The sequence below is a fragment of the Cupriavidus basilensis genome (assembly GCF_000832305.1).
GTDB lineage: Bacteria > Pseudomonadota > Gammaproteobacteria > Burkholderiales > Burkholderiaceae > Cupriavidus > Cupriavidus basilensis_F.
Genome location: NZ_CP010537.1, coordinates 2,644,584 through 2,666,533, shown reverse-complemented (window position 1 = coordinate 2,666,533; position 21,950 = coordinate 2,644,584). Strand labels below are relative to the sequence as shown.

Here is a 21,950-nt window from a genome sequence, read left to right as displayed (position 1 = left end):
ACTCTAGATCACTTGCATGACAAAGCAAGAAACGTCTCGAAGTATCGCGCGCCGCACGGCGCCGGGCCAAGATGTGGGCCATGCTGCGCGCTCCGTGGGAGCGGGGGCAAAACATCCGCTTTGCGGAATAAAACCGGGGCGCCACGCGTTTACCCGGTGGGCAGGACCGAGCGGCGGCATCACCCGATGGCGCCACCATGCGGCCCGCCCGCCAAGGAGACCAACATGAAAGCGCTCCGCCTGGTTTCTGCCCTGCTGCTGGCCTTGATGGCGGTGGCAGCGTGTTCTTCCGATGGCGCTGGCGACGGCTCCGGCGGCGCCTCGGCCTCGCGCGATGGCGGCCGCGGCACAAGTGGCACGACCGGCACCGGTGGCATGGGGACGAGCGGATATTGATTCCCGCCCCGATGCTTGCGGACGCGCCCCCCATGCCCTGTCAGCTGTGAGCGTTGGCGACGATATCGCAGTCTGGCTTCCGCAGTTGCGGCGCTATGCGCGCGCGCTTACCGGCGACGCGGCGTGGGCCGATGACTTGGTGCAGGACACCGCGGAGCGCGCGCTTGCCCAGGGCAAGCGGCTACCCGCAGGCATCCAGGCCCGGGCCTGGATGCTGACCGTGCTGCGCCACCTCTACATCGATCAGTTGCGCCGGCGCCGCGAAGTGGCGTTGGACGCGGCCGACCCGCTCTGGCAGCGGCAGGCGGCCCCCGCCAGCGAAGTCGACGGGCTGGTGCTGCGCGATGTGCAGCGTGCGCTGTACCGCCTGCCGCTCGAGCAGCGCGAGGTGCTGCTGCTGATCGTGCTGGAGGGCCTGCGCTACCAGGAAGCCGCGGCAGTCTTGCACGTGCCGCTGGGCACGGTGATGTCGCGCCTGTCCCGCGCGCGCGAGCATCTGCGCGCACTGCTGGCCGATGGCGCCGGCGGCTCTGGCGGCACGGGTGGCGCCGGCGAGCGGCACGTACCGCTAAGGGCGGTGAGGAGCACGCCATGAACGACGACCGAAGCCCCAGCCCCAACTCTGACCCGAACGCCAGCGAGCCGGCCCCCGACCTGGCGAGGCTGTGCGCGCTGGTGGACGGCGAATTGCCCGAGGCCGAGGGGGCGGCCCTGCGCGCGGCCCTCGCGCATGACGCGCGGGCCGCGGAACTGGCGGAGCACTATGCCCAGCAGAACGCCGCGCTCAGGGCCTTGTTCCCGCTGCCGGCGGACCTGCGCTACGTGCTGGTCCGGGCGCGCGTGCCGTGGTGGCGCAGTGCGCTTGCCGCCACGGGCTGGGTGATGGCTGGCCTGGCGCTTGCGTTCGGCGCGGTGTGGCTGCCAGGTGCCAGCGCAGACCCCAACGCATTTGCGCGCCGCGCCGATGCTGCCTATGTGGTGTTCGCGCCTGAAGAGCGCCATCCGGTCGAGGTGGCGGCAGCCGACCAGGCGCACCTGCGCGCGTGGTTGTCGCGCCGGCTCGCCCGTACGCTCACCATTCCGTCGCTGGACGAATACGGTTTCACGCTGCTGGGCGGGCGCCTGCTGGCGGGCGAGGCAGGCCCGGCCGCCCAGCTGATGTACCAGGACCCGGCCGGCGAGCGGCTCACGCTCTACATCACGCCGGCCGCGCCCGCCCTGGGCACGCCTGGCGTGCTGCGCCAGGCGGATCGCCGCACCTTTTACTGGGTCAGCGGCGGGGCCGGCTATGCGCTCTCCGGCCAGTTGGCCGAAGCGCGGCTGCGCGCCATTGCCGGCGATGTCTGCGCCAGCCTGGGCGGCGATCCGCAGGCATGGCAATAGCAAGGGACAAGGGACAAGGGAGCGCGGCATGTAGCGGCAATGCATGGAATAAACGGGGAGCCTGATCCGTTTACAGAATGCAGGAACGTGTGCCGCGCAAGCGTGCCAGCGGGTCCGGCAGGCAAACCGATGTGCCGCGGGATGCGGTTCGGGCAATGGCCCGGCGCATCGCAACGTCGGGCATTCGATCCCGGGATGACATCATGAACAAGGCTCTGGGTGCCGTGGCGGCGTTACTTGCCGGCCTCGGCCTGAGCGCGTCCGCGGCGGCGCAGGCGGTGGCCGCGGACGCATGGAATGGCTATTCGTCGCCTTGCCAGCAGATGGCGGGGCAGGTGGAGATCGACGGCTACCTGCAACAGGTGGTGGGGCTGGCCTGCCTGCAGCCGGATGGCTCCTGGCAGATGGTGGATAGTTCGGGCGGCGCGGTGGCGTATGCGCAGCCGGCTTACGACTATGACCCTTGGTACTGGACGCCGGTTGGCGTCGGCTTTGGCGCGAGTTTTATCTTTGTCGACCGCTTTCATCACGCGCACAACATGCACCGCGTGTTCCTGCCGCGCCCGGGCGGCGGCTTCCATGGCGGCTTCCATGGCGGCTCGCGCGGGTCGTTTGTCGGCGCGCCGCGCGGCGGCTTCCAGGGCGGGTTCCATGGTGGCGGCCATCATCACTGACGCAGGACGGCGCCCAATGTGAATGCGCGAAAGGTCCTGCGTCGCTTCGCCGCAGGGCCCGCGCCCTGTCTTTGCCGCCATGCTCGACCGGGCGGACACCGTGCGGCGGCTCAAGGATGCGCTTGATCCGGCGGGCTTGCAGGCGCCGGGCAAGCAGGGCATCCGGCCCGCCTTGCATCTCTCCACACCCGCTCGCGGCATCGATTGACAAGGCTGGTGCCGTTCTGTACCGTGGAACTCTGTGCGGTTATGCCGTTGGCTATCCCCGGCTGACGGGATGCCGGCCCCGTGCCATGCCGCCGCTGCGCTTTTTTCTGCTTTCCTGACCTTTCCTGACCTTTCCTTGATCCCGCTTCCTTCATGCCACGTAAAGCCGCCCAGCTCTCCGAAGCCGACAAGCATGCCGCCGAAGGCGGCGCCGTAGCCGTAGACCGGGCCCTGTTCGTGCTTTCCGCGTTCCACCTGGGCGACACCACGCTGAGCCTGGTGGAGCTGGCCCAGCGCACCGGGCTCTACAAAAGCACGCTGCTGCGCCTGCTGGCGTCGCTGGAGCACGCCAGGCTGATCCTGCGCCATACCGATGGCCGCTACGGGCTGGGCCCGGAAGTGGCGCGGCTGAACTCGGTGTATTCGGCTTCGTTCTCGCTCGAGTTGGTCGTCATGCCGGTGCTGCGCCAGCTGGTGCAGGCCACGCGCGAAAGCGCCGCTTACCATGTGGAGCAGGGCGAGCACCGCCTGTGCCTGTACCGCGTCGACTCGCCCCAGCCGGTACGCGACCATGCCAAGGCGGGCGAACTGCTGCCGAGCAACCGCGGTGCCGGTGGCCGCGTGCTGCGCGCGTTCAGCGGGGCGCGGGGAGAGCTTTACCAGAAGATACGGGAAGAGGGCGTCGCGGCGATGGTCGGGGATCGTCTCCCGGAGATTGCCGGCGTATCGTCGCCGGTGTTTGGTCCGGACGGCGAGCTCAAGGGCGCGCTGACCCTGACCTGCCCGACGCCGCGCTTCGACGAGGCTTTCCGCCCGCACGTCCTGCGGGCGGCCCGCGACCTGACCCTGGCGCTGGGGGGCACTTTCCCGTTTCCGGCCTGATCCGCCCCAGATCGGTGCAAAACCGGTCCGGGCGTGGTGCTTGCGCCTTGCTCCTTGTGCCGTGCCCGGCAGCCAGGCCGATGCCCGGCTTGTCGGGGGTGGCCCTGTCGGCGTCCGTGGCGATATCATGCGCCTTTGCGAAGTTGACCACGCAACCGGGCCGGCCTCTGAAGCCTCCTGTCAACGTCACCGGCAACACGGTATCTTCAAAGGAATTCCGTGCAGTTAGACCAGCAAACCATTGTTGTCGTCATGGTGGTGGTGTACGCCAGCACGCTGGCCATTTCGGCGGGCCTGCTCGGCGCCTTGCGGCCCAGCGCGGCCGGGCGCCTGTGGGCGCTCGGGCATCTGCTGGTGTCGGTCGCCGGGCTGGTGCTGGCGGCCAACGCTTCGGCCAGGCTGGTCTACGTCAGCGCGGGCGGGGCAGCTGCCTTTATCGCCGGCAGGCTGCTGATCTACCGCGGGGTGCGGGTGTATTACGGCATGGCGTCGTGGGATCGCACGCTCGCGGTGGGCGTGACGCTCGCCGCGCTGGCGCTGGTTGGCGCAGCCGGCATGGCTGGCGGCCAGGCGCGCATGCATGTGATCGGCTACGGCAGCCTGGCCCTGGTGGCCGTGTTGACGGTCGTCACCCTGCTGCACGCCTACGATGGCCGGCGCAGCGTGGGCACGCCCCTGGTGGTGATTGCCAGCCTGATCCACCTTGCCACGCACTTGGCCGGCTTTGCCGCGGGGCTGGCAGGCAACGTGGCCTCGGGGCCGTTCTATGCCAGCAGTGCCAACGGGATCTTGCTGGTGGCGCCGCTGGTGGGCACCTTGCTGGCCTTGTTCGGGTTTACGGTCATGGCCATGGAGCAGGTCATTGCCACCAATGAAAACGGCGCCAGGCTCGATGCGCTGACGCGCCTGCTCAACCGGGGCGCGCTCGACAAGGCGGCCATCAGCCTGGTGGCCGCCTGGGAGCGCCACGGCCAGCCCTTGTCCTGCCTGGTGATCGATATCGACCATTTCAAGCAGGTCAACGACCGGCATGGCCACCATGCCGGTGACACCGTGCTCAAGCTGATCGCCGAGGCCATCGACAATTCGCGGCGTGCCTCCGATGTGGCCGGGCGCTACGGTGGCGAGGAATTCTGCATCCTCTGCCCGCATACCGACGAAGGCCAGGCCACCGCGCTGGCCAGCCGGATCCTGAAAAAGGTGCGCGGCATTGCGCTGCCCGGCGAGTCGGCGGCGTTCGCCAGCGTCAGCATCGGCGTGGCTGAGCTGCGGGGCGGGGCGGCGGGGGTGGAAGGGCTGTGGCGCGCCTTGTTCGCGGCGGCCGACCGGGCGCTCTATGCGGCCAAGGAGTTTGGCCGGGACCGTTACGCGCTGGCGTCCTGGATGGCGCCCTCAACGCGCCCGGTGCCCGGCGACGTGGGCGACTCCGCCCACGTGCCTGGCCGTTAGGCCGTTAGGCCGCCAGGGCCGCCAGGGCCGCCAGGACCGGCAGCGCTTTGCCTGAGGCCGGATCAGTCCTGCGCCGGCGGCACGTCCCGGGGCGGGTGGCCGTCGTAAGTCCAGATGTACTGGCGCGGGATCGGGCCCTTGTTGCGGCCGCCTTGCTGCGTTTGCTCCCAGGCATGCGCCAGGATCCCGACCGAGCGCGACAGACAGAACAGCCCGCGCGCCAGCGGCGCCGGAAAGCCCAGTTCCGCATAGATCACGGCCGTGGCGCCGTCGATATTCATGGGAATCGGCTTGCTGCGGCCCGCGCCCAGTTCGGCCTCCACCGCGCGTGCAATGGTGGCGAAGCGGCCCGAGACCACGCCAGCGGCCGCGGCCTGGTCCACCAGCGCCAGCAGGCGCGGGGCGCGCGGGTCCAGCGGATGGAAGCGGTGGCCGAATCCGGACACGAACTTGCCGTGGTTATCGCGGTAATCCGCCAGGGCCGCTTTGACCGCGGCTTGCTGGGTTTCGCCGCCGTCGATACGGCGCGCCACATCCTGGTACAGCTCCACCGCCTGCTCGCCGGCGCCGCCGTGCACATCGCCCAGCACGTTGACGGCGGACGCCATCGCATTGTTCAGGCCCACGCCACAGGTGGCGGCCATGCGGGCGATGGCGATGCTCGGCGCTTGCGGGCCGTGGTCCACCGCCGACATCAGCGCGGCGTCCAGCAACTCGCCTTGCCCGCGCGCCGGCAGGTCGCCGCGCAGCATCAGCCAGATCATCTGCGCGAACGACACCTGGCCGATCAGTTGCTCGATGGGATAGCCGCGGTAGCGGATCTCGCCGGGCTGCATGTCGATGATCTCGGTGCGCCACCAGTCCTGGGACAGACGCTGGCCTTCGTTGATGTCATGGGTGCCGGTGTTTGCCTTGGTAGCTTCACTCATACCGCGCGCTCCTTTTGCAGGGTTTCGATATCCACCTCGCCGTAGCCAAGCTGGGCAAGGATCTCACGGGTGTGCTGGCCGAGTTCCGGCGGCGGGGTGTCGACCGACGGCGCCTCGCCATTGAGCTTGAAGCCCGTGCGCACCAGCCGGATGTCGCGGCCCACGCCGGGCACTTCGGCAAACTCACCGATCATGCCGCGCCCGCTCACCTGCGGGTGATCCAGCGTTTGCGGCACGCTGTAGACCGGGCCGGCCGGCACGCCCGCCTCGTTGAACAATTTCCACCACGTATCAGCGGATTGCTTCGCCAGCTCTGCCTCCAGCTCGCGCGTGAGTTCGGCCCGGTTGGCCAGCCGCGCCTGGCGCTGCGCGAAGCGCGCATCGGTGGCAAGTTCCGGGCGGCCCACCACGCGGCAGACCGCTTCGAACTGCTCCTGCTTGTTGGCGGCGATATTGATCAGGCCCTCGCCGGTGTGGAAGGCGCCCGACGGGCTGGCCGTCATGTTTTCATTGCCCATCGGCGCCGGGGTCTTGCCTGCGATCAGGTAGTTGGACACCACCCAGCCCATGGTGGCCAGGGTGGCTTCCAGCATCGAGACGTCGATGAAGTAGCCCTCGGTGCGCTGGTGATCCGCCAGCGCGGCGGCCACGGCAAAGGCCGCGGTGATGCCGCCGATGGTGTCGGAGACCGGGTAGCCCACGCGGTATGGCGCGGTCTGCGGGTCGCCAGTGATGCTCATCACCCCGGACATCCCCTGGATGATCTGGTCGTACGCCGGCAGGTCCGACAGCGGTCCGTCCTGCCCGAAGCCGGAAATGGCGCAATAGATCAGCTTGGGATGGATCTGCTTGAGCGCCTCGAAGCCCAGCCCCAGGCGGTCCATCACGCCGGGGCGGAAGTTCTCCACCAGGACGTCGGCGCTTTGCACCAGCTTGCGGAAGACTTCCTTGCCGCGCGCGTGCTTGAGGTTGATGGTGATGGAGCGCTTCCCGGGGTTCTGCGCCAGGAAGGACACGCCCATGAGCCGGCTGTTGAGCTCGGCGTCGGCGCCCAACTGGCGGGCCAGGTCGCCGGTGCCGGGGGTTTCCACCTTGATGACCTCGGCGCCCATATGGGCGAGCTGGTGGCAGCAGAACGGCCCGGCCAGCACGTTGGTGAGGTCGAGGACGCGGATATGGCGTAGCGGTTTTTGCATGGCGAGGCTTTGAGGTGTCGGTGCCGCGGCGCTTCGCAGTGGCGAAGCCGGCCGCAGCGGGCGGCGAAGGCGTTACTCTACCTTGGCGCCGGACTGGCGCACGAGGGTGCCCCAGCGGGTGTTTTCAGCCTTGATGAACGCGGCCAGGTCTTGCGGGGAGCCGCCGCGCGGCTCGCTGCCTTCCTCACGCATCTTGGCGATGGTATCGGGCTGGGCGATGGCCTTGTTGATCTCTTCGTTGACGCGCTTGACGATCTCCGCCGGCGTGCCCGCCGGCGCCACCAGCGCCTTCCAGTCCTCCGCCTGGAAGCCGGCATAGCCGCCTTCGATCACGGTCGGCACGTCGGCCAGCAGCGGCAGGCGCTTGGCCGAGGTCACGCCGAGTGCGCGCAGTTTGCCGGCCTTGATCATCGGCAGCGCGATCGGCGGCGTGGCGAAGTAAAAGTCGGTCTGGCCGCCCAGCAGGTCGGTCAGCGCTGGCGAGGCGCCCTTGTACGGCACATGCAGCATCTTGATGCCCGTGCGGCGCGCGAACATCTCGCCCGTCAGGTGGCCCACGGTGCCCGCGCCGGCCGACGCCATCGAGAGCTGCCGGGCCTTGCCGGCGGTGATCAGGTCGGCCAGGTTCTTGTATGGCGCGTCCTTGCGCACGATCAGCACCAGTGGTTGCGCGGAAACCAGCGCCACCGGGGTGAAGTCCTTGACCGCGTCGTAGGGCATCCTGGGGTACAGCGTGGGATTGATCGCCAGGTTGGCGGTCTGGCCCATGCCGAGCGTGTAGCCATCGGGGCGAGCCTTGGCCACTGCGTCCATGCCGATATTGCCGCCCGCGCCGGCGCGGTTTTCCACCACCACGTTCCAGTGGGTGGTCATGCCCACCTTGTTGAACACCAGGCGCGCCATGACGTCGGTGCCGCCGGCCGGAGGGAAGGGAACCACCAGGCGCACCGGCTGGCTCGGATAGGTGTCCGCGACAGCGGGGATGGCGCTCGCGGCGAGCACGGCGGGGACTGCAAGCAGCAGCAGGGCGCGGATGGACGAGGGGAAGCGTTTCATTGTGTCTCCGGATTGGGGTGGTGCACGGCACCGGCGGATGGTTTTTGCGTTCTGTATAATAGAACGTTGATCTTACTTAGGGAATTTAGGTGGGAGGATAGGAGGGGGAGGGGGGGATGTCAAGGGGGGAGGAGGTTGGGGGGTATTGGGGGCGGGGTTGGTTTTTGCACCCAAGGGCCGTGCGACATCCCCCCGGGCCACGGCGCCCGCCACGAAACCAGGGGACTTGATAGCAAGATGCCGCTCGCGCAGGTACGGCAGGGCATCAAATGGCCAGGCGGCCACCGCTAGAGACAAAACCACGAAACCACCAAGGCCGGCAGCATCGCGGTGCTGCGCACCGCGAACGGCAGATGGCCGAACGCTCACCGCGCAAAGCGATCAGGGGTACCGCCACGTACCCATTGGATCATTCTATTTAAATGACCTACAGGTCGGCATGGCAAGGCCAGCCAACACGCCGGGCCGTACGACGCAACCACCGAGGCCAAACAGCCTGATTGCTCTGCCCCCGCAGGGCGATGTCGTATGGCGCTTGGATGCAAAAACCAACGCCGCAGCAAAAACGGCCATGAACGCCAGCCAGCCAATCAACCCAACCCATCCCATCCAAAAATCAATCCGTCGTACTGGGACTCCAAAACGCCTGATGAATATGCTCCGACTCCGCCAGCTCCGCCATCAAGCGATCCAGCACATCCCCATCGACCGAGGTTGACGTGAGCACCGCTTCAATCTCGACATCGCTATCCCCGAACGCATGCACCTCCAGGTCCCGGGTCGGGTAGTTTCCCGCCTCCAGCGTATCTTCAAGCAAGCGCAACGCCAGCTTCTGCGCGGACCGCGGCGCAATCACATAGACCGTGTTGGTCACCTCCACCGTGGTCGTATCCATTGGCTGCTGGTTGATGCGATTCACCACCGGCCGCAACAGGGTATTGGCCGCCAGCACAAACAGGCAGCCCAGCCCGGCCTCGAGAATCAGGTCCGCCCCCGCACTGGCGCCGATCGCCGCCGATCCCCATAGCGTGGCCGCGGTATTCAACCCCCGCACATTGCCTTCCTCCCGCATGATCACGCCGGCACCGAGAAAGCCGATGCCCGAGACGACGTAGGCCACCACGCGTACCGCGCCGTCGTGCCCGGCCATGCGGTTGGCCATGTCGACGAAGATGGCGGCGCCTACCGCCACCAGCACATTGGTGCGCAGGCCGGCTGTGCGCTGGCGGATCTGCCGCTCGTAGCCGATCACCGCGCCGAGGACGAAGGCAGTGGTCAGGCTGACGGTGGTGTCGAGCAGCGAGTCAAGGTTGATGTTTTGAAAGGCTTGGAGGGACATCGTGGTTTCCCCGGGCTTGAAAGTTATTGTTATGGAACCGCTTGCGTCTTTTTACGCCGGCCAGGTGTCACGCCGATGTCATCGGCGGCGCCTTTCGCGCAAGTATCGCGCAAGTGTCGCGCAAGTGTCGCGCAAGTATCGCGACAGGCGCCGCCCAACGCTTATTGCCAGCCAAAGCGCCGGATATAGAACCGCTTGACCGCCGTCACCAGCAGGGCGTAGCCCAGCACGATGCCGATCATCCAGGGAAAATAGCCCGGCGGCAACGCCGCCAGCTTGAAGTACGCCGCCAGCGGGCCCATTGGCAGCCAGATGCCCACGGCCATGATGGCCACCGTGGCCAACGTCAGCGGCCACGCCGCGCGGCTCTGGATGAACGGCAGCTTGGGCGTGCGGATCATGTGCACGATCAGCGTTTGCGTGAGCAGCCCGACCACGAACCAGCCGGACTGGAACAGCGCCTGCGCCTCTACGCTGTTGGCAGCGAACACGTACCACATCACCATATAGGTCGTGATGTCGAAGATCGAGCTGATCGGGCCGAAGACCACCATGAAGCGGCCGATGTCGCCCGGGTTCCAGCGCAGCGGCCGCGCCACCAGTTCCTTGTCCACGCGATCAAACGGAATCGCGATCTGCGAGACGTCGTACAGCAGGTTCTGCACCAGCAGTTGCAGCGGCAGCATCGGCAGGAAGGGCAGGAAGGCGCTGGCCACCAGCACCGAGAACACGTTGCCGAAGTTGGAGCTGGCCGTCATGCGGATGTACTTCAGCATATTGCTGAAGGTGCGCCGGCCTTCGATCACGCCTTCTTCCAGCACCATCAGGCTCTTTTCCAGCAGGATGAGGTCGGCGGCTTCCTTGGCGATATCCACCGCGCTGTCCACCGAGATGCCGATATCGGCCGCGCGCAGCGCGGGCGCATCGTTGATGCCGTCACCCATGAAGCCAACCACGTGGTCGTTGGCGCGCAGCGCCAGCACCAGTTGCTCCTTGTGCAGCGGCGACAGGCGTGCGAAAACGTTGTGATCTTCCACGGCACGGGCCAGCGTGGGGGCGTCCATCTTCTCGATGTCCGGCCCCAGCAGCACGCGCGTGACGGGCAGGCCCACTTCGCGGCAGATCTTGGCGGTGACCAGTTCGTTGTCGCCGGTCAGCACTTTCACCGTGACGCCGTGCTCGGCCAGCGCCTTGAGCGCGGGCAGCGTGGAATCCTTGGGCGGATCGAGAAAAGCAATGTACCCGACCAGCGTCAGCTCGCATTCGTCGGCCACGCCGTACTGCGTTTGCGTGGTGGGCGTTTCCTTCATGGCCACCGCGACCACGCGCAAGCCTTCCTCGTTGAGGTCGTGCGTCACCTGGCGCACGCGCGCCAGCATGTCGGCGTCCAGCGCTTGCGCCGCGCCATCGATCTGCACGCGCGTGCAGATGCCCAGCATTTCCTCCACCGCGCCTTTGCAGATCAGCTCGTTGTGATCCTCGCGCTCTGCCACCACCACCGACATGCGGCGCCGCTCGAAATCGAACGGGATCTCATCGACCTTGCGGTAGTGCTGCGTCAGCTTGAGCTCGCTTTGCAGCTCCACGTGATCGAGCACCGCGCGGTCGAGCAGGTTCTTCAGGCCGGTCTGGTAGTAGCTGTTCAGGTAAGCGTGCTTGAGCACGTCGGTGCTGACGCGGCCCAGCACATCGGTGTGGCGCTCCAGCACGATCTTGTCCTGCGTCAGCGTGCCTGTCTTGTCCGTGCACAGCACGTCCATGGCGCCGAAATTCTGGATGGCGTCGAGCCGCTTCACGATGACCTTGCGGCGCGACAACATCACCGCGCCCTTGGCCAGCGTGGAGGTCACGATCATCGGCAGCATCTCGGGCGTGAGACCTACCGCGACGGACAAGGCAAAGAGGAACGCCTGCGTCCAGTCGCCCTTGGTAAATCCGTTGACCAGCAGCACCAGCGGCGCCATCACTAGCGCGAAGCGGATCAGCAGCCAGCTCACCTGGTTGACGCCAGCCTGGAAGGCCGTGGCCGAGCGGTCGGTGCTGGTGACGCGCTCGGCCAGCGTGCCGAAGTACGTGTGGTTGCCGGTGGCCAGCACCACGGCGGTGGCGGCGCCCGAGACCACATTGGTGCCCATGAAGGCGATGTTGGAGAGCTCCAGCGGGCTGTCGTGGCGATCGCGCAGCTCGGCGAATTTCTCCACGGGCAGCGATTCGCCGGTCATAGCCGCCTGGCTGATGAACAGGTCCTTGGCGGCGATGATGCGGCAGTCGGCGGGAATCATGTCGCCGGCCGAGAGTGCGACCAGGTCTCCCGGCACCAGCTTGCGGATAGGCACTTCGATCTTGTGCGGCGGGCGCGAATGCACGTGCACGTTGAAGTACTCCGCGCTGAAGGCGGCAACGCCGGCCGATAGGTCCCGCCGGATCACCGTGGCGGTGGTGCTGACCATGGCCTTGAGGCTCTCGGCGGCCTGGTTGGAGCGCCGCTCCTGCACGAAGCGCAGCAGCGTGGACAGCGTCACCATGGTGCCGATGACGATCGTTGCCTTCATGTCCTCGGTGAAGTAGGAGATCGCCGCCAGAAGTGTCAGCAACAGATTGAACGGGTTGCTGTACGAATGCCACAGGTGCAGCCACGCCGGCAGCGGCTTTTCATGGTCGACTTCGTTCGGGCCGAACTGCTTGAGCTTTTCGTCTGTCTCGGCGCTGGTCAGCCCGTCCTCGTGGGAGCGCATGCGTACCAGCACGGCCGGCACGTCCTCTCGCGCGGCGCGCTTGAGCGATTGCGCCAACTGCTCCGGCACGGTGCGTGACGGCCCCGGCTTGCCCAGCGACTCGAACATCGCCAGCCGGCGGAAGTGGTGGGTCGCCCGGCGCGTGCGCAGGAAGGCGACGAAGAGCGTTTTCATCAGGTTCATGGGTGCGGTTTCCCAAAAATCCCGGCGTGCCGGGCGGCGATGCCGGAGTGAGGCGAGGGGTCGGCAAAGGCAGGCGCGTCGCGCCGCCTTCGCCGGATGCGGTGAGCGTGAAGCGGCGCGCGCGTCAGCCCGGCCTGGGCCGGTGCGCGGCGTCACGACGCGCTGCGGCATGGCGCGCGGGGGGCAGGGCCAGCGTGAGCAGGAGCACGGCGGCACTGCCTGGCCCGCCGGCGTGGCAGCGCAGGATCTGCAGCGCCAGCAAGGCATGTTGTGCGATGAAGAGGGACGGCATGGGGCCTCCTTGCGCTAACGCTCGACGGCGCGCGCAGGCAGCGGCGGATAACGCATCGCGAAACTGCGCACGAACGCATTCTCGCGGCGGATAGCCGCAGGCATTTGCAACGAACTGGGAGGGGATTGCACGGAGAACCCGTGCAACGGACCACTACCCGCCGGTATCGGCTAGGCAGTGGCGGTAAGACGCCTGGACTTGCCTAGCCGTTCAAGGTTTGGCCGTAAGGCCAACTAGAACAACTGTCCATGGAGATGACTCCGGAGCGATAACGGGGCGAAGGGTAGCAAAGGCGGCGCGCGCTTGGCAATCTTTTTCTTCCGGCTTTTTCCGCCGAATAGGACACGTCCTAAACTTTGCGTTTTTCGTGCCGTAAGGCAATACGCATGGGCTGGTCCTGCGGGACGATCGATGCGCCTTCGATGCGCCTTCCATGCGTATGTGTAGTAGCGTCTCGCACCAACCTTTGTCAGAATAGGGGGCTGCCATTTTCCCGGCGTTGGGCAAAGCACCGCCAGACGTTCAGCCACTCGGATGCTTACGCAAGGTTCCGGCATCCGAGTCAACCACCGCGTCGGGTCGCGGCATCACGCTGTGGCCTGCCAGCATCGAACCCCTTCCGTTCCCTGTGTTCCCAACCTGCCAGAAGCCTATGACCACTGTGCTCCCGAGTGAAACGCAGGACGCCGTGCGCGAGCTGATCCTGCTGATTTCTCTGCACGACCAGGATGCCGCGGACAACTACTGGACCGCGTTCCAGCATGCGCTTGCGCGCACCGAGACCGCCTGCGAAGGCCATATGCTGCTATGGCCGCTGACCGAAGCGATCGGCGCCGCAGGCTTCTACGTGGAATGGAAAGACACGGCCGCCGTGGTGCGCGGTGTGCAAGCCTTGTGCGACCGGGTCGGCCTGCGCGTGGACTGGGGCGCGCCCGAGCCGCTCGCGGCGACCTTCCTCGCGGGCAAGGATGTGCCCGGCTTGATGGCGATCGCGCAGGTCTCGTTGCAAGCGGCTGGCTTTACGCTGTGGTGCTGGGACACGCAAGCGGACGCCTACGCGGGATGGATGATCCGCAGCGCGGACGAGCCGGTGCTGGCCGAGCTTGCCAGGCAGCTTCACCTGATGATCGATCCCGCGGACGAAACCTACTGAGCCGGCTCCGGCTCGGCATTCACAATTGTTGACATTTGCACCGGGTGGCTGCGATAGCCTCGTGGCTGTCCGATGCTGACTCGGCAGCATGCCTGTGCGCTTTGCGCATTGCCGCTGTCTTTCACGCCTTTCGACAAAGCCAGGCCGTGCGATCCACGCGCGCGCCAAGCGCATCGCCTGGCGGGATCGCCAAACGGGTGAGGCGCAGCGACACAGTTGTTTGCGTTCGCAAGACGGGGGAGCCGCTAACCTGTTGGCCGGGGTGTCCAAAACGGCATCCCATACCCGCAGGCAGCAGTGCCCCCTGCTGCCGATTTGCCCGCCGGGCCATGTCTCATGGCCTGGCTTTTTTCGCTGCGCGGGCCCGGCTGCGCCAGCGCGAAAAGCGCGCCAACCCGATATGGCACAATGCCATCTTGCTTTTTGCCGGGGCCACGGCGAGCGCTGCGGCGGTTCGCGCACATGGCTGCGGTTCATCCCCGTTTTCTTTGCTTGAGACTCATTCCGGATTGCCCGCGCAGCGCGCCAGAGAGCGCCCGAAGTGGCGAGCCGGACGCCCCGCATGCGCTTTTCCCATTTTGTTCATCTCGTCGCCGGGACCCTGGCGTGCAGCCTGAGTCTCGCCTGCGTGGCCGTGCGGGCAGCCCCCGCCGACATGCCCTTGAGCGCGGTGCCCGCGATCCAGCTGGCCGCCCTGCGCGCGCAACGGCCACTCCCGCCCATCCGCTTCCTGCTCACGTTCGACGACGGCCCCGATGCCGGCGAGGATGGCAGCACGCCGCTGATCCTGCGCCAGCTTGCCGATAACCCGGTGACGCCGGGCATCAAAGCACTCTTCTTCGTGCAGACCGCTCACCCGAGGCGCGGCGGCGGCGAGGCCGGCAAAGCGCAGATGCACGCGACCTGCCTCGCCGGCCATCGGCTGGCGGTGCATAGCGGGTTGCCGATCGGGCATCTCTCGCATACGCGCATGTCGCCCGAAGAACTGGAAGCGTCGCTGCTGTCGGGCGAGGCCGACATCATCGCGCAATGCCGCGGCGCGGCCCAACTGGTGCGCCCGCCCAACTGGGCCTACAACGATGCGGTGCAGGCGGTCTACCGCAAGCTCGGCCTGGGCATGCTGATGTCGGACGTGAACGCGCGCGACGGCAAGATCTACGGCTGGCATATCAGCCTGCGCCGCCGCTCGCATATGAATAGCGAGCTGGCGCAGGTCAAGGTCGCCATCGCCGAGCAGCGGCTGCCATCCATGGGGGGCGTGGTGCCGATCGTGGTGAGCTTTCATGACACCAACGACTACACGGCCTCGCACATGACCGAGTACCTGCAGATCCTGGTGGAAGAAGCCCGGGAGAACGGCCTGGTGCTGGCAGACCCGCCGTTCTACACGGATGCCCGGGTGGCGGAGCGCGCCGCGCGGCTGCGCGCGCAGTCGGGCGTGTATGCGCGCGACAGCTGGCCCTGAGGCCTTGGCGGCAAGGTCATCGCAGGCGGGTCCTGGCCTGGGGTAAGGGGGCACCTGCGACGTACAATACTGCGCCCGGGCCGGCTGTGGCCTGCCGATCCGCCTAACCCAACTGCCGCCGATCACAATGGAAAGCGTCGTCACCGAGATTTTCTTCCGCCTTTCCACGGCGTTCTTCTGGCCGGTCGCGCTGGCGTTGCTGGTGCTGTTCGTGCTCGCGCTAGCCGATCTCGGCAGCCTGATCGTGCAGTCCCGGCGCCGCGCCGTGGCGCCGCGCAGCGATCTGCCCGCGCTGGCCAATGCGCTGGCCTCCAGCCTGCAAAATGGCACGCAAGCGCATCTGGGCGCGGCATTGCTGTCGCCTTCGCTGGCCCGCTTCTGGGGCATGCTGGAAGAACGGCTCTCCCGGCTCGATTCGTACGAACACCTTGACCTGTGGCTGGACGAAACGCTGCAGCGCGAGGAAATGCGCGTGGCCAACCGGCTCGACCTGACCCGCACACTGGTGCGCATCGCACCGATGCTGGGCCTGGCCGGCACCATCATCCCGCTCGGGCCGGCGCTGCAATCGCTGCTCGGCGGCGATATGGCCGGCATGGTCAATCACCTGGTGATCGGCTTTGGCGCGGTCGTCTGCGGGCTGGTGCTGGGCGGCATCGCCTACGTGCTGACGCTCACACGCGAGCGCTGGGCGCGCAGCGATCTCAAGGAAATGGAAAACCTGTGCGAGCTGGTGCTGCGGGCCATGCCTGAACCGGTGGCGCCCGCGGCGCACGCGCGCGCCGCCATCCATCTGGCCGGGACCCAGGCCTGATGGACGCGGGCCAGGGACACCCGTTCAGGCGGCGGCGCTTTGTGCGCCGTCGCCGCGCGCAGGGCGAGCTTGCCTCGGTGCATCGGGAAGACCCGCTGGCCGGCGTGGCCAACCTGTTCGATGCCTCCATCGTCTTTGCCGTGGGCCTGATGGTGGCGCTCACGCAAGCGTTCAGCCTGACCCAGCTGCTCAATCCCGACTCGCAGTTCACCCTGGTCCAGCGCGATCCGCGCACCGGTGAGCTGCAATTGCTGGAGAAGAACCGCAAGGAGGTCAAGGTCAGCAAGATGTCCCCGCGGCAGAAGACGGGCGAGGGCACCCGGCTGGGGGTGGCTTACCAGTTGCCGGATGGCAGCGTGGTGTATGTGCCGGAAGGCGCGGCGGCCGGCGCGGCCTCGGCCCCGGGCGCGCGTTGATGGCTTCGGCGCGGCGGGGTTCGCTGTGGCAGCGCTGGCTGCTGCTGATGCTCGGGCTGCTGTGCGGGTGCCTTGCCGGCCCGGGCCACGCCCGCGCAGCCCAGCCCGGACCGCCAGCCCCGGTACGCGTGCTGCTGGTCACCACCAACACGCACCTGCTGCCTGCGGCCGAAGCGCGCCTGCGCGAGCTGGCCGGGCCGGGCAGGGTGGTGCTGGACGCCGTGACGGCAGCGCCCGATGCCGCGCAAGTCGCCGCCGCCGATGTCATCTACGCGTACTTCGTCCCCACGGCCGTGCTGCGCCAGATGGCGCCGGCCGTGCGCCAGGCGCGGCAGCGCGGCGCGCTGGTGCTGGCCGCGCCGGCAGCGTCCGCCGAGGCCGCCTGGGGCTTTGGCCTGGACGCCGCGCGCAACCAGGCCGCCGAGGCTTACTGGAGCGCCGGCGGCGCCGACAACCTCGCGGGCTGGATGGCATGGCTGGTGGCCGCCGTGCGCGGCGAGCAGGCCATGGCCGTGCCGCCGCCGCGACCGCTGCCCGCGGCCGGCATCTATCACCCGCGCGCCGCGCAAGCGTTTGCCACGCTCAAGGACTATCTCGCCTGGTACCGCGCCGGCGCAAGCGGCCTGCCGGCCGGCGCACCGCTGGTCGGCATTGCCTTCTATGCCAGCAACTATCGCCAGCAGGATCTCGCGCATATCGATGCGCTGATCGCGGCGCTGGAGCGCCAGGGCATCGGGGCGGTGCCGGTGTTCGGCTGGCCGCTGTCCGGCCTGGATGCGATGCTCACGGTCGATGGCCAAAGCCCGCTGCGCGCGTTGCTGGCGCTGAACCTCACCATCAGCCGCGCCGAGGACAAGACCTGGCTGGAGCGCCACGGCCTGCACGCCATCAACCTGATCGCCACGCGCGACAGCCAGGCCGGCTGGCGGGCCGATGCGCGCGGCATTGGCGGCGAGCGCCTGGCACTGCTGCTTAACACGCCCGAGCGGGCCGGCGCCTCGGAGCCGATCCTGTTCGCCACGCTGGAGGACGAACACGGCGCCAAGGCCAGCCGTGCCGTGCCGGAGCGGGCAGACGCGGCGGTGGCCCGCGTGCGGCGCTGGATCGCGCTGCAGGACAAGCCCGCGGCGGACAAGCGCATCGCCATCCTCTACTACAACAACCCGCCGGGCCGCGGCAATATCGGCGCCAGCTACCTGGCTACGCTGCCCTCGCTGGTGCAGGTCATGGCGCGGCTGCGCGAGGCGGGCTACCGCACGGGCGCCACGCTGCCGGACACCGCCGAGCTGACCGCGCTGCTGGAGCGCAATGGCCGCAATATGGAGGAATGGTCGCCCGGCGAACTGGCTGAGATGGTGTCGCGCGGCCGCGTTACGCTGCTGCCGATGGCGCAGTACAAGCGCTGGTTCGATGCCTTGCCGGCGGCGTTTCGCCAGTCGGTGGTGGCCGCGTGGGGTCCGCCCGAGCGCAATCCGCTGATGCTGGTGGGTGACGGCCATGGCGGGCAGGATTTCGTGATTCCGGGCCTGCGCTTCGGTAATCTGTTCGTTGGCCCGCAGCCGCTGCGCTCCACCTTCGCGCGAGCGATGGACAGCGCGCACGATACGGTGACGCCGCCGCCGCACTCCTATATCGCCGCCTACCTGTGGTATCGCCACGCCTTCGGCGCGGACGCGATGGTCCACGTGGGCCGCCACGGCACGCTGGAATGGCTGCCTGGCAAGCAGGTGGGGCAAAGCGGCGACGACAGCGCCGAGGTGTTGCTGGGCGACCTGCCCAACGCCTACTACTACATCCAGGACGGCGGCGGCGAAGCCATCCAGGCCAAGCGCCGCAGCGCCGCCGTGCTGGTCAGCCACCTGACCCCGCTGATCGCCCGCGCCGGCTGGCCGGACAAGCTGGCCAAGCTCGACGAGGTGATCGAGCAGCAGGAGGCCGCCGCCGACAGCGCCCCGGCGCTGGCGGACCAATACCGCCTGCAGGCGCTGGCGCAGATCCGCGCCCTTGGACTGGACCGCCAGCTCGGGCTGGATTCCGGCGCGCCATGGGAGCAGGTCGAGCCGGTGATCCACCGCTTCTTGCATAAGGTGGAAGCCGAGCCGGTGCCGCTGGGCATTCACACGCTGGGCGAGCTGCCGCCGTTGGACGCGCAGCGCCAGGCGCTGGCCACCGTGCTGGAAAGCGCATTCGACGCGAGCGAGGCGCGGCAGATCGGCAAGGACGTGCTCTCGCGCTGGGCCGGCGCATTGGCGGAAGGCCGCGAGCCGGACAGCGCCGCGCACGCGCCATTGCCGCCGCCGCTGGCGGAGAAGGTAGAAACCGCGCTGTCCAGTACGCGCGCATGGCTGGCCAATCTGCGCGAATCGCCGCGCCGCGAGCTGGATGGCCTGGTGACCGTGCTGTCCGGCCGCTACCTGCCGAGCTCGCCGCTGGGCGACCCCGTGCGCACCCCGCAGGGCCTGCCCACCGGGCGCAACCTGCACGCCTTCGACGGCGCGCTGATCCCCACGCCCGCAGCCTGGCAGCTCGGCAAGCAACTGGCCGCGCAGACGCTCGCGCGCTATCGCGAGGAAACCGGCAAGGCGCCCGAGCAGGTATCGATGGTGCTGTGGTACGGCGAGACCGAGCGCCACCAAGGCGCGATGGAGAGCGAGGCGCTCTACCTGATGGGCGTGGAGCCGGTCTGGAATGCGCGCGGCGTGGTGGAGGATGTGCGCCTGATCCCCGATGCCGAACTCGGCCGCCCGCGCGTCAATGTGCTGTTCACCATCTCCGGCATCTACCGCGACGGCTTCGGCGACAAGGTGGCGCTGCTGGACAAGGCCGCGCGCCTGGCCGCCGCCGCCGGCGACAACGCCATCAGCCGCCACGACCGCGAAGCGCAGGCCACGCTGCTGGCAGCCGGCGTGGCGCCGCAACTGGCCGCGCGCCTGGCCCGCGCCCGCGTGTTCGCCGCCAAGCCCGGCAACTACAGCATCGGCGTGCAGCAGATGGTCGAGCAGAGCAAGGACGCGGCGCAGGCCGGCGAGCCGCCTGGCGCGCTGGCGCGGCAGTACCTGCGCTACATGAACTTTGCGTTCTCCAGCGAAGGCTGGGGCGAGACCGCGCCGCAGGCGCTGGCCAGCCACCTCAAATCCAACCAGGCCGTGCTGTTCTCGCGCGCCAGCACGCTTTACGGCGCGCTCGACAACGACGATACCTATCAGTACGCCGGCGGCCTTAACATGGCCACGCGCGCCGTCAGCGGACAGGCGCCGCGCTTCTGGCTGCACAACCTGCGCCGCGCCGGCGAAGAGCAGACCGTGGATGCTCGCACCTGGCTGGCCACCGAACTCAACGCGCGCAACTGGAACCCGCGCTGGATCGAAGGCATGCAGCGCTCGGGCTACGCCGGCGCGCGCGAGATGTTCAAGGAGATCGAGCATCTCTACGGCTTCCAGGCCACCAGCCCCGAGCAGATGAGTGGCAGCTTCTGGCAGAACACCTATGACGTCTATGTGGCCGACAAGAACGGCCTGGGCATGGACGCGTTCTTTGCGCAAAACAATCCGCACGCGCGGCAGGGCATCCTGGCCCGGCTGCTGGAAGTGGACCGGCAGGGGAGCTACCGCTTCACGCCTGCCGAGCGCGCCGATATGGCACGGCGCTATGTGGCGTCGGTCAATCGCGACGGCTTGTCCTGTTCGGCCAATAGCTGCGGCAATCCCGTGCTGATGCAGTACATCGCCGGGCTGGGGCAGCAAGCCCGGCTGCCCACGGATGCGCTGCGCGAATTCTCCGCGCGGCTGGCAGCAGCCATGCCGGGGCGCGAGCCAGCCGCGCCGGCCGCTGCTTCTGGCCGGGCCGCACCGCCCGACGCATCCCGTGCGAGTCCGCCGCCGGCTCGGCAGGCCAAGCCGCATCCGGCGCCGCGTCCCGCGACCGGCCAGGTGACAGGCCAGTTGCTCGAAAGCCGCGTGCTCAAGCTCGCCGCGCCCGCCCCGCCAGGTGGCCTGGCGCCGCGCGAGGCGCTGTGGACCGCTGCGCTCATGCTGCTGCTGGTCGGCGCTGGCGCCTTTGCGGAGTGGTGGCGCGGCCGTGGCCGGCGGCAGCCCGCGCCACGCTGACGCGCCGCGGGTGGACAGCACCGCGCGATCTCTTTATGCTGACCCCCTTGCCGCGGCCAGGCCCGCCGCTTGCTACCGGCTGCGCAAAACATAACTTGCGAAGGGCCTGCCACGCCGCGCATCGCGCGCCCCGATTCAACCCCAGCGCCAGCGCTGAATTCCCTTATCCGCCATGCAGACCCGTAAAATCCCCGCCACCATCGTCACCGGCTTCCTTGGCAGCGGCAAGACCACCTTGCTGCGCCATATTCTCGAAAACGCCAACGGACGGCGCATTGCGGTGATCGTCAACGAGTTCGGCGAGTTGGGCATCGATGGCGAGATCCTGAAGGGTTGCGGCATCGGCTGCGACGAATCCGGCCAGAGCAATGGCCAGCTCTATGAGCTGGCCAACGGCTGCCTGTGCTGCACGGTGCAGGAGGAATTCTTCCCGGTAATGGAGCAATTGCTGGAGCGCCGCGGCGATATCGACCACGTGCTGATCGAGACCTCCGGCCTGGCGCTGCCCAAGCCGCTGGTGCAGGCCTTCAACTGGCCCAGCATCAAGAACGCCTTTACCGTGGACGCGGTCGTCACCGTGGTGGACGGCGCGGCAGCCGCGGCCGGCCAGTTCGCTGCCGACCCGGATGCCGTGGAGGCGCAGCGCAAGGCCGATCCCAACCTCGATCACGAGTCCCCGCTGCACGCGCTGTTCGAAGACCAGCTCGGCGCGGCCGACCTCGTCATCCTCAACAAGACCGACCTGATCGACGACGCGCAGCGCGCCGAAGTGCAAGCGCTGATCCGCCCGGAGATCCCCGCCGAAGTGAAGATCGTCGGCGCGCAGGGCGGCAAGCTGGATATCGAGTTGCTGCTGGGCCTGAACCGCGCATCGGAAGACACCATTCACCTGCGCCCGGATCACCACGGCTCGGCGGACGATCCCGATCACGCGGACCACCATCACGACGAGTTCGACTCCGTCGTCGTAGCGCTGGGCGAGGTGGACCGCGATCAGCTGATCGACGGTCTGCGCCAGCTGGTGGAAAGCCACACCATCTACCGCATCAAGGGCTTTGCCAAGCTGCCCGCCAAGCCCATGCGGCTGGTGCTGCATGGCGTGGGACGGCGCTTTGACAGCTACTTCGACCGCCGCTGGCTGCCGGGCGAGGCGCAATCCACGCGTATCGTGCTGATCGGCCAGGCGCTTGACCAGCCCACGCTGCAGGCTGCCCTGGAGGCTGCGCTGAGCGCCGCGGCCGTGCGTACGGCGTAATGCGCAAGGTATAAGGAACA

General features: G+C 68.0%; 19 protein-coding genes. 13 read left to right on the top strand and 6 right to left on the bottom strand.

All coding sequences use genetic code 11. The features are described from left to right. Positions 1–225 precede the first annotated feature (225 nt). From RR42_RS40590 to RR42_RS32390, 7 genes are all read left to right on the top strand, one after another. Positions 226–396, top strand: a complete 171-nt coding sequence (locus tag RR42_RS40590) for a hypothetical protein (RefSeq protein ID WP_158408331.1) — start codon at positions 226–228, stop codon at positions 394–396. Positions 397–442: 46 nt separating this feature from the next. Next, positions 443–991, top strand: coding sequence for a sigma-70 family RNA polymerase sigma factor (locus tag RR42_RS32410; protein WP_043356015.1), 549 nt, complete (start codon positions 443–445; stop codon positions 989–991). Next, positions 988–1,779 (top strand): anti-sigma factor family protein, encoded by a 792-nt coding sequence (locus RR42_RS32405; protein WP_043356014.1) that lies wholly within the window; start codon positions 988–990, stop codon positions 1,777–1,779. Before RR42_RS32410 ends, RR42_RS32405 begins: the two co-directional genes overlap by 4 nt. A 203-nt stretch (positions 1,780–1,982) precedes the next feature. Then, the gene (locus tag RR42_RS32400; protein WP_043358313.1) at positions 1,983–2,453 is read left to right on the top strand and encodes a hypothetical protein; all 471 of its coding nucleotides are present in this window, start codon (positions 1,983–1,985) and stop codon (positions 2,451–2,453) included. A 22-nt stretch (positions 2,454–2,475) separates the two neighbouring features. Then, on the top strand, positions 2,476–2,661 hold the full coding sequence (locus RR42_RS38000) for a hypothetical protein (RefSeq protein ID WP_052495122.1): 186 nt from the start codon (positions 2,476–2,478) through the stop codon (positions 2,659–2,661). A 152-nt stretch (positions 2,662–2,813) separates the two neighbouring features. After that, positions 2,814–3,542 carry an IclR family transcriptional regulator gene (locus RR42_RS32395; protein ID WP_043356012.1) on the top strand — a complete coding sequence of 243 codons (729 nt, stop codon included), beginning with the start codon at positions 2,814–2,816 and terminating at the stop codon, positions 3,540–3,542. Between the two features lie 219 nt (positions 3,543–3,761). Continuing rightward, positions 3,762–4,991 (top strand): sensor domain-containing diguanylate cyclase, encoded by a 1,230-nt coding sequence (locus tag RR42_RS32390; RefSeq protein ID WP_043356010.1) that lies wholly within the window; start codon positions 3,762–3,764, stop codon positions 4,989–4,991. A gap of 62 nt (positions 4,992–5,053) precedes the next feature. Here the strand turns inward: RR42_RS32390 and RR42_RS32385 are convergent, their stop codons facing one another. From RR42_RS32385 to RR42_RS40585, 6 genes are all read right to left on the bottom strand, one after another. Next, positions 5,054–5,920, bottom strand: coding sequence for a citryl-CoA lyase (locus RR42_RS32385; protein ID WP_043356008.1), 867 nt, complete (start codon positions 5,918–5,920; stop codon positions 5,054–5,056). Beyond that, positions 5,917–7,116 (bottom strand): CaiB/BaiF CoA transferase family protein, encoded by a 1,200-nt coding sequence (locus RR42_RS32380; protein ID WP_043356005.1) that lies wholly within the window; start codon positions 7,114–7,116, stop codon positions 5,917–5,919. Before RR42_RS32380 ends, RR42_RS32385 begins: the two co-directional genes overlap by 4 nt. Before the next feature lie 72 nt (positions 7,117–7,188). Further along, positions 7,189–8,172, bottom strand: coding sequence for a Bug family tripartite tricarboxylate transporter substrate binding protein (locus RR42_RS32375; protein ID WP_043356003.1), 984 nt, complete (start codon positions 8,170–8,172; stop codon positions 7,189–7,191). 616 nt (positions 8,173–8,788) lie between these two features. Beyond that, positions 8,789–9,511, bottom strand: a complete 723-nt coding sequence (locus RR42_RS32370) for an MgtC/SapB family protein (RefSeq protein WP_043356001.1) — start codon at positions 9,509–9,511, stop codon at positions 8,789–8,791. 161 nt (positions 9,512–9,672) lie between these two features. After that, positions 9,673–12,429: a magnesium-translocating P-type ATPase gene (gene mgtA, locus RR42_RS32365; protein WP_043355999.1), complete on the bottom strand. Its 2,757-nt coding sequence runs from the start codon at positions 12,427–12,429 to the stop codon at positions 9,673–9,675. 124 nt (positions 12,430–12,553) lie between these two features. Further along, on the bottom strand, positions 12,554–12,721 hold the full coding sequence (locus RR42_RS40585; RefSeq protein WP_158408330.1) for a hypothetical protein: 168 nt from the start codon (positions 12,719–12,721) through the stop codon (positions 12,554–12,556). A 652-nt stretch (positions 12,722–13,373) separates the two neighbouring features. Here RR42_RS40585 and RR42_RS32360 point away from each other — a divergent pair. The 6 genes from RR42_RS32360 to cobW all read left to right on the top strand — a co-directional run bounded on the left by RR42_RS32360 (position 13,374) and on the right by cobW (position 21,930). Further along, entirely contained in the window at positions 13,374–13,874 is a 501-nt protein-coding gene (locus RR42_RS32360; RefSeq protein ID WP_236702096.1) for a DUF6630 family protein, read from the top strand. A gap of 562 nt (positions 13,875–14,436) precedes the next feature. Continuing rightward, positions 14,437–15,339, top strand: a complete 903-nt coding sequence (locus RR42_RS32355) for a polysaccharide deacetylase family protein (protein WP_052495121.1) — start codon at positions 14,437–14,439, stop codon at positions 15,337–15,339. Positions 15,340–15,466: 127 nt separating this feature from the next. Continuing rightward, positions 15,467–16,153 carry a MotA/TolQ/ExbB proton channel family protein gene (locus tag RR42_RS32350; RefSeq protein WP_043355998.1) on the top strand — a complete coding sequence of 229 codons (687 nt, stop codon included), beginning with the start codon at positions 15,467–15,469 and terminating at the stop codon, positions 16,151–16,153. Positions 16,154–16,194: 41 nt separating this feature from the next. After that, positions 16,195–16,569, top strand: a complete 375-nt coding sequence (locus RR42_RS32345; RefSeq protein WP_236702095.1) for a DUF2149 domain-containing protein — start codon at positions 16,195–16,197, stop codon at positions 16,567–16,569. After that, positions 16,569–20,675 (top strand): cobaltochelatase subunit CobN, encoded by a 4,107-nt coding sequence (locus RR42_RS32340; RefSeq protein WP_043355996.1) that lies wholly within the window; start codon positions 16,569–16,571, stop codon positions 20,673–20,675. The genes RR42_RS32345 and RR42_RS32340 overlap by 1 nt, the downstream gene beginning before the upstream one ends. 172 nt (positions 20,676–20,847) lie before the next feature. Beyond that, positions 20,848–21,930, top strand: a complete 1,083-nt coding sequence (gene cobW, locus RR42_RS32335; protein ID WP_043355994.1) for a cobalamin biosynthesis protein CobW — start codon at positions 20,848–20,850, stop codon at positions 21,928–21,930. Positions 21,931–21,950 lie beyond the last annotated feature (20 nt).

Excerpts from the sequence above, each read along its gene's own strand:
- RR42_RS40590 (WP_158408331.1), top strand. The coding sequence starts at position 226 with ATGAAAGCGCTCCGCCTGGTTTCTGCCCTGCTGCTGGCCTTGATGGCG.
- RR42_RS32405 (WP_043356014.1), top strand. The coding sequence starts at position 988 with ATGAACGACGACCGAAGCCCCAGCCCCAACTCTGACCCGAACGCCAGC.
- RR42_RS32400 (WP_043358313.1), top strand. The coding sequence starts at position 1,983 with ATGAACAAGGCTCTGGGTGCCGTGGCGGCGTTACTTGCCGGCCTCGGC.
- RR42_RS38000 (WP_052495122.1), top strand. The coding sequence starts at position 2,476 with ATGCGCGAAAGGTCCTGCGTCGCTTCGCCGCAGGGCCCGCGCCCTGTC.
- RR42_RS32395 (WP_043356012.1), top strand. The coding sequence starts at position 2,814 with ATGCCACGTAAAGCCGCCCAGCTCTCCGAAGCCGACAAGCATGCCGCC.
- RR42_RS32385 (WP_043356008.1), bottom strand. The coding sequence starts at position 5,920 with ATGAGTGAAGCTACCAAGGCAAACACCGGCACCCATGACATCAACGAA.
- RR42_RS32380 (WP_043356005.1), bottom strand. The coding sequence starts at position 7,116 with ATGCAAAAACCGCTACGCCATATCCGCGTCCTCGACCTCACCAACGTG.
- RR42_RS32375 (WP_043356003.1), bottom strand. The coding sequence starts at position 8,172 with ATGAAACGCTTCCCCTCGTCCATCCGCGCCCTGCTGCTGCTTGCAGTC.
- RR42_RS32370 (WP_043356001.1), bottom strand. The coding sequence starts at position 9,511 with ATGTCCCTCCAAGCCTTTCAAAACATCAACCTTGACTCGCTGCTCGAC.
- mgtA (WP_043355999.1), bottom strand. The coding sequence starts at position 12,429 with ATGAACCTGATGAAAACGCTCTTCGTCGCCTTCCTGCGCACGCGCCGG.
- RR42_RS40585 (WP_158408330.1), bottom strand. The coding sequence starts at position 12,721 with ATGCCGTCCCTCTTCATCGCACAACATGCCTTGCTGGCGCTGCAGATC.
- RR42_RS32360 (WP_236702096.1), top strand. The coding sequence starts at position 13,374 with ATGACCACTGTGCTCCCGAGTGAAACGCAGGACGCCGTGCGCGAGCTG.
- RR42_RS32355 (WP_052495121.1), top strand. The coding sequence starts at position 14,437 with ATGCGCTTTTCCCATTTTGTTCATCTCGTCGCCGGGACCCTGGCGTGC.
- RR42_RS32350 (WP_043355998.1), top strand. The coding sequence starts at position 15,467 with ATGGAAAGCGTCGTCACCGAGATTTTCTTCCGCCTTTCCACGGCGTTC.
- RR42_RS32340 (WP_043355996.1), top strand. The coding sequence starts at position 16,569 with ATGGCTTCGGCGCGGCGGGGTTCGCTGTGGCAGCGCTGGCTGCTGCTG.
- cobW (WP_043355994.1), top strand. The coding sequence starts at position 20,848 with ATGCAGACCCGTAAAATCCCCGCCACCATCGTCACCGGCTTCCTTGGC.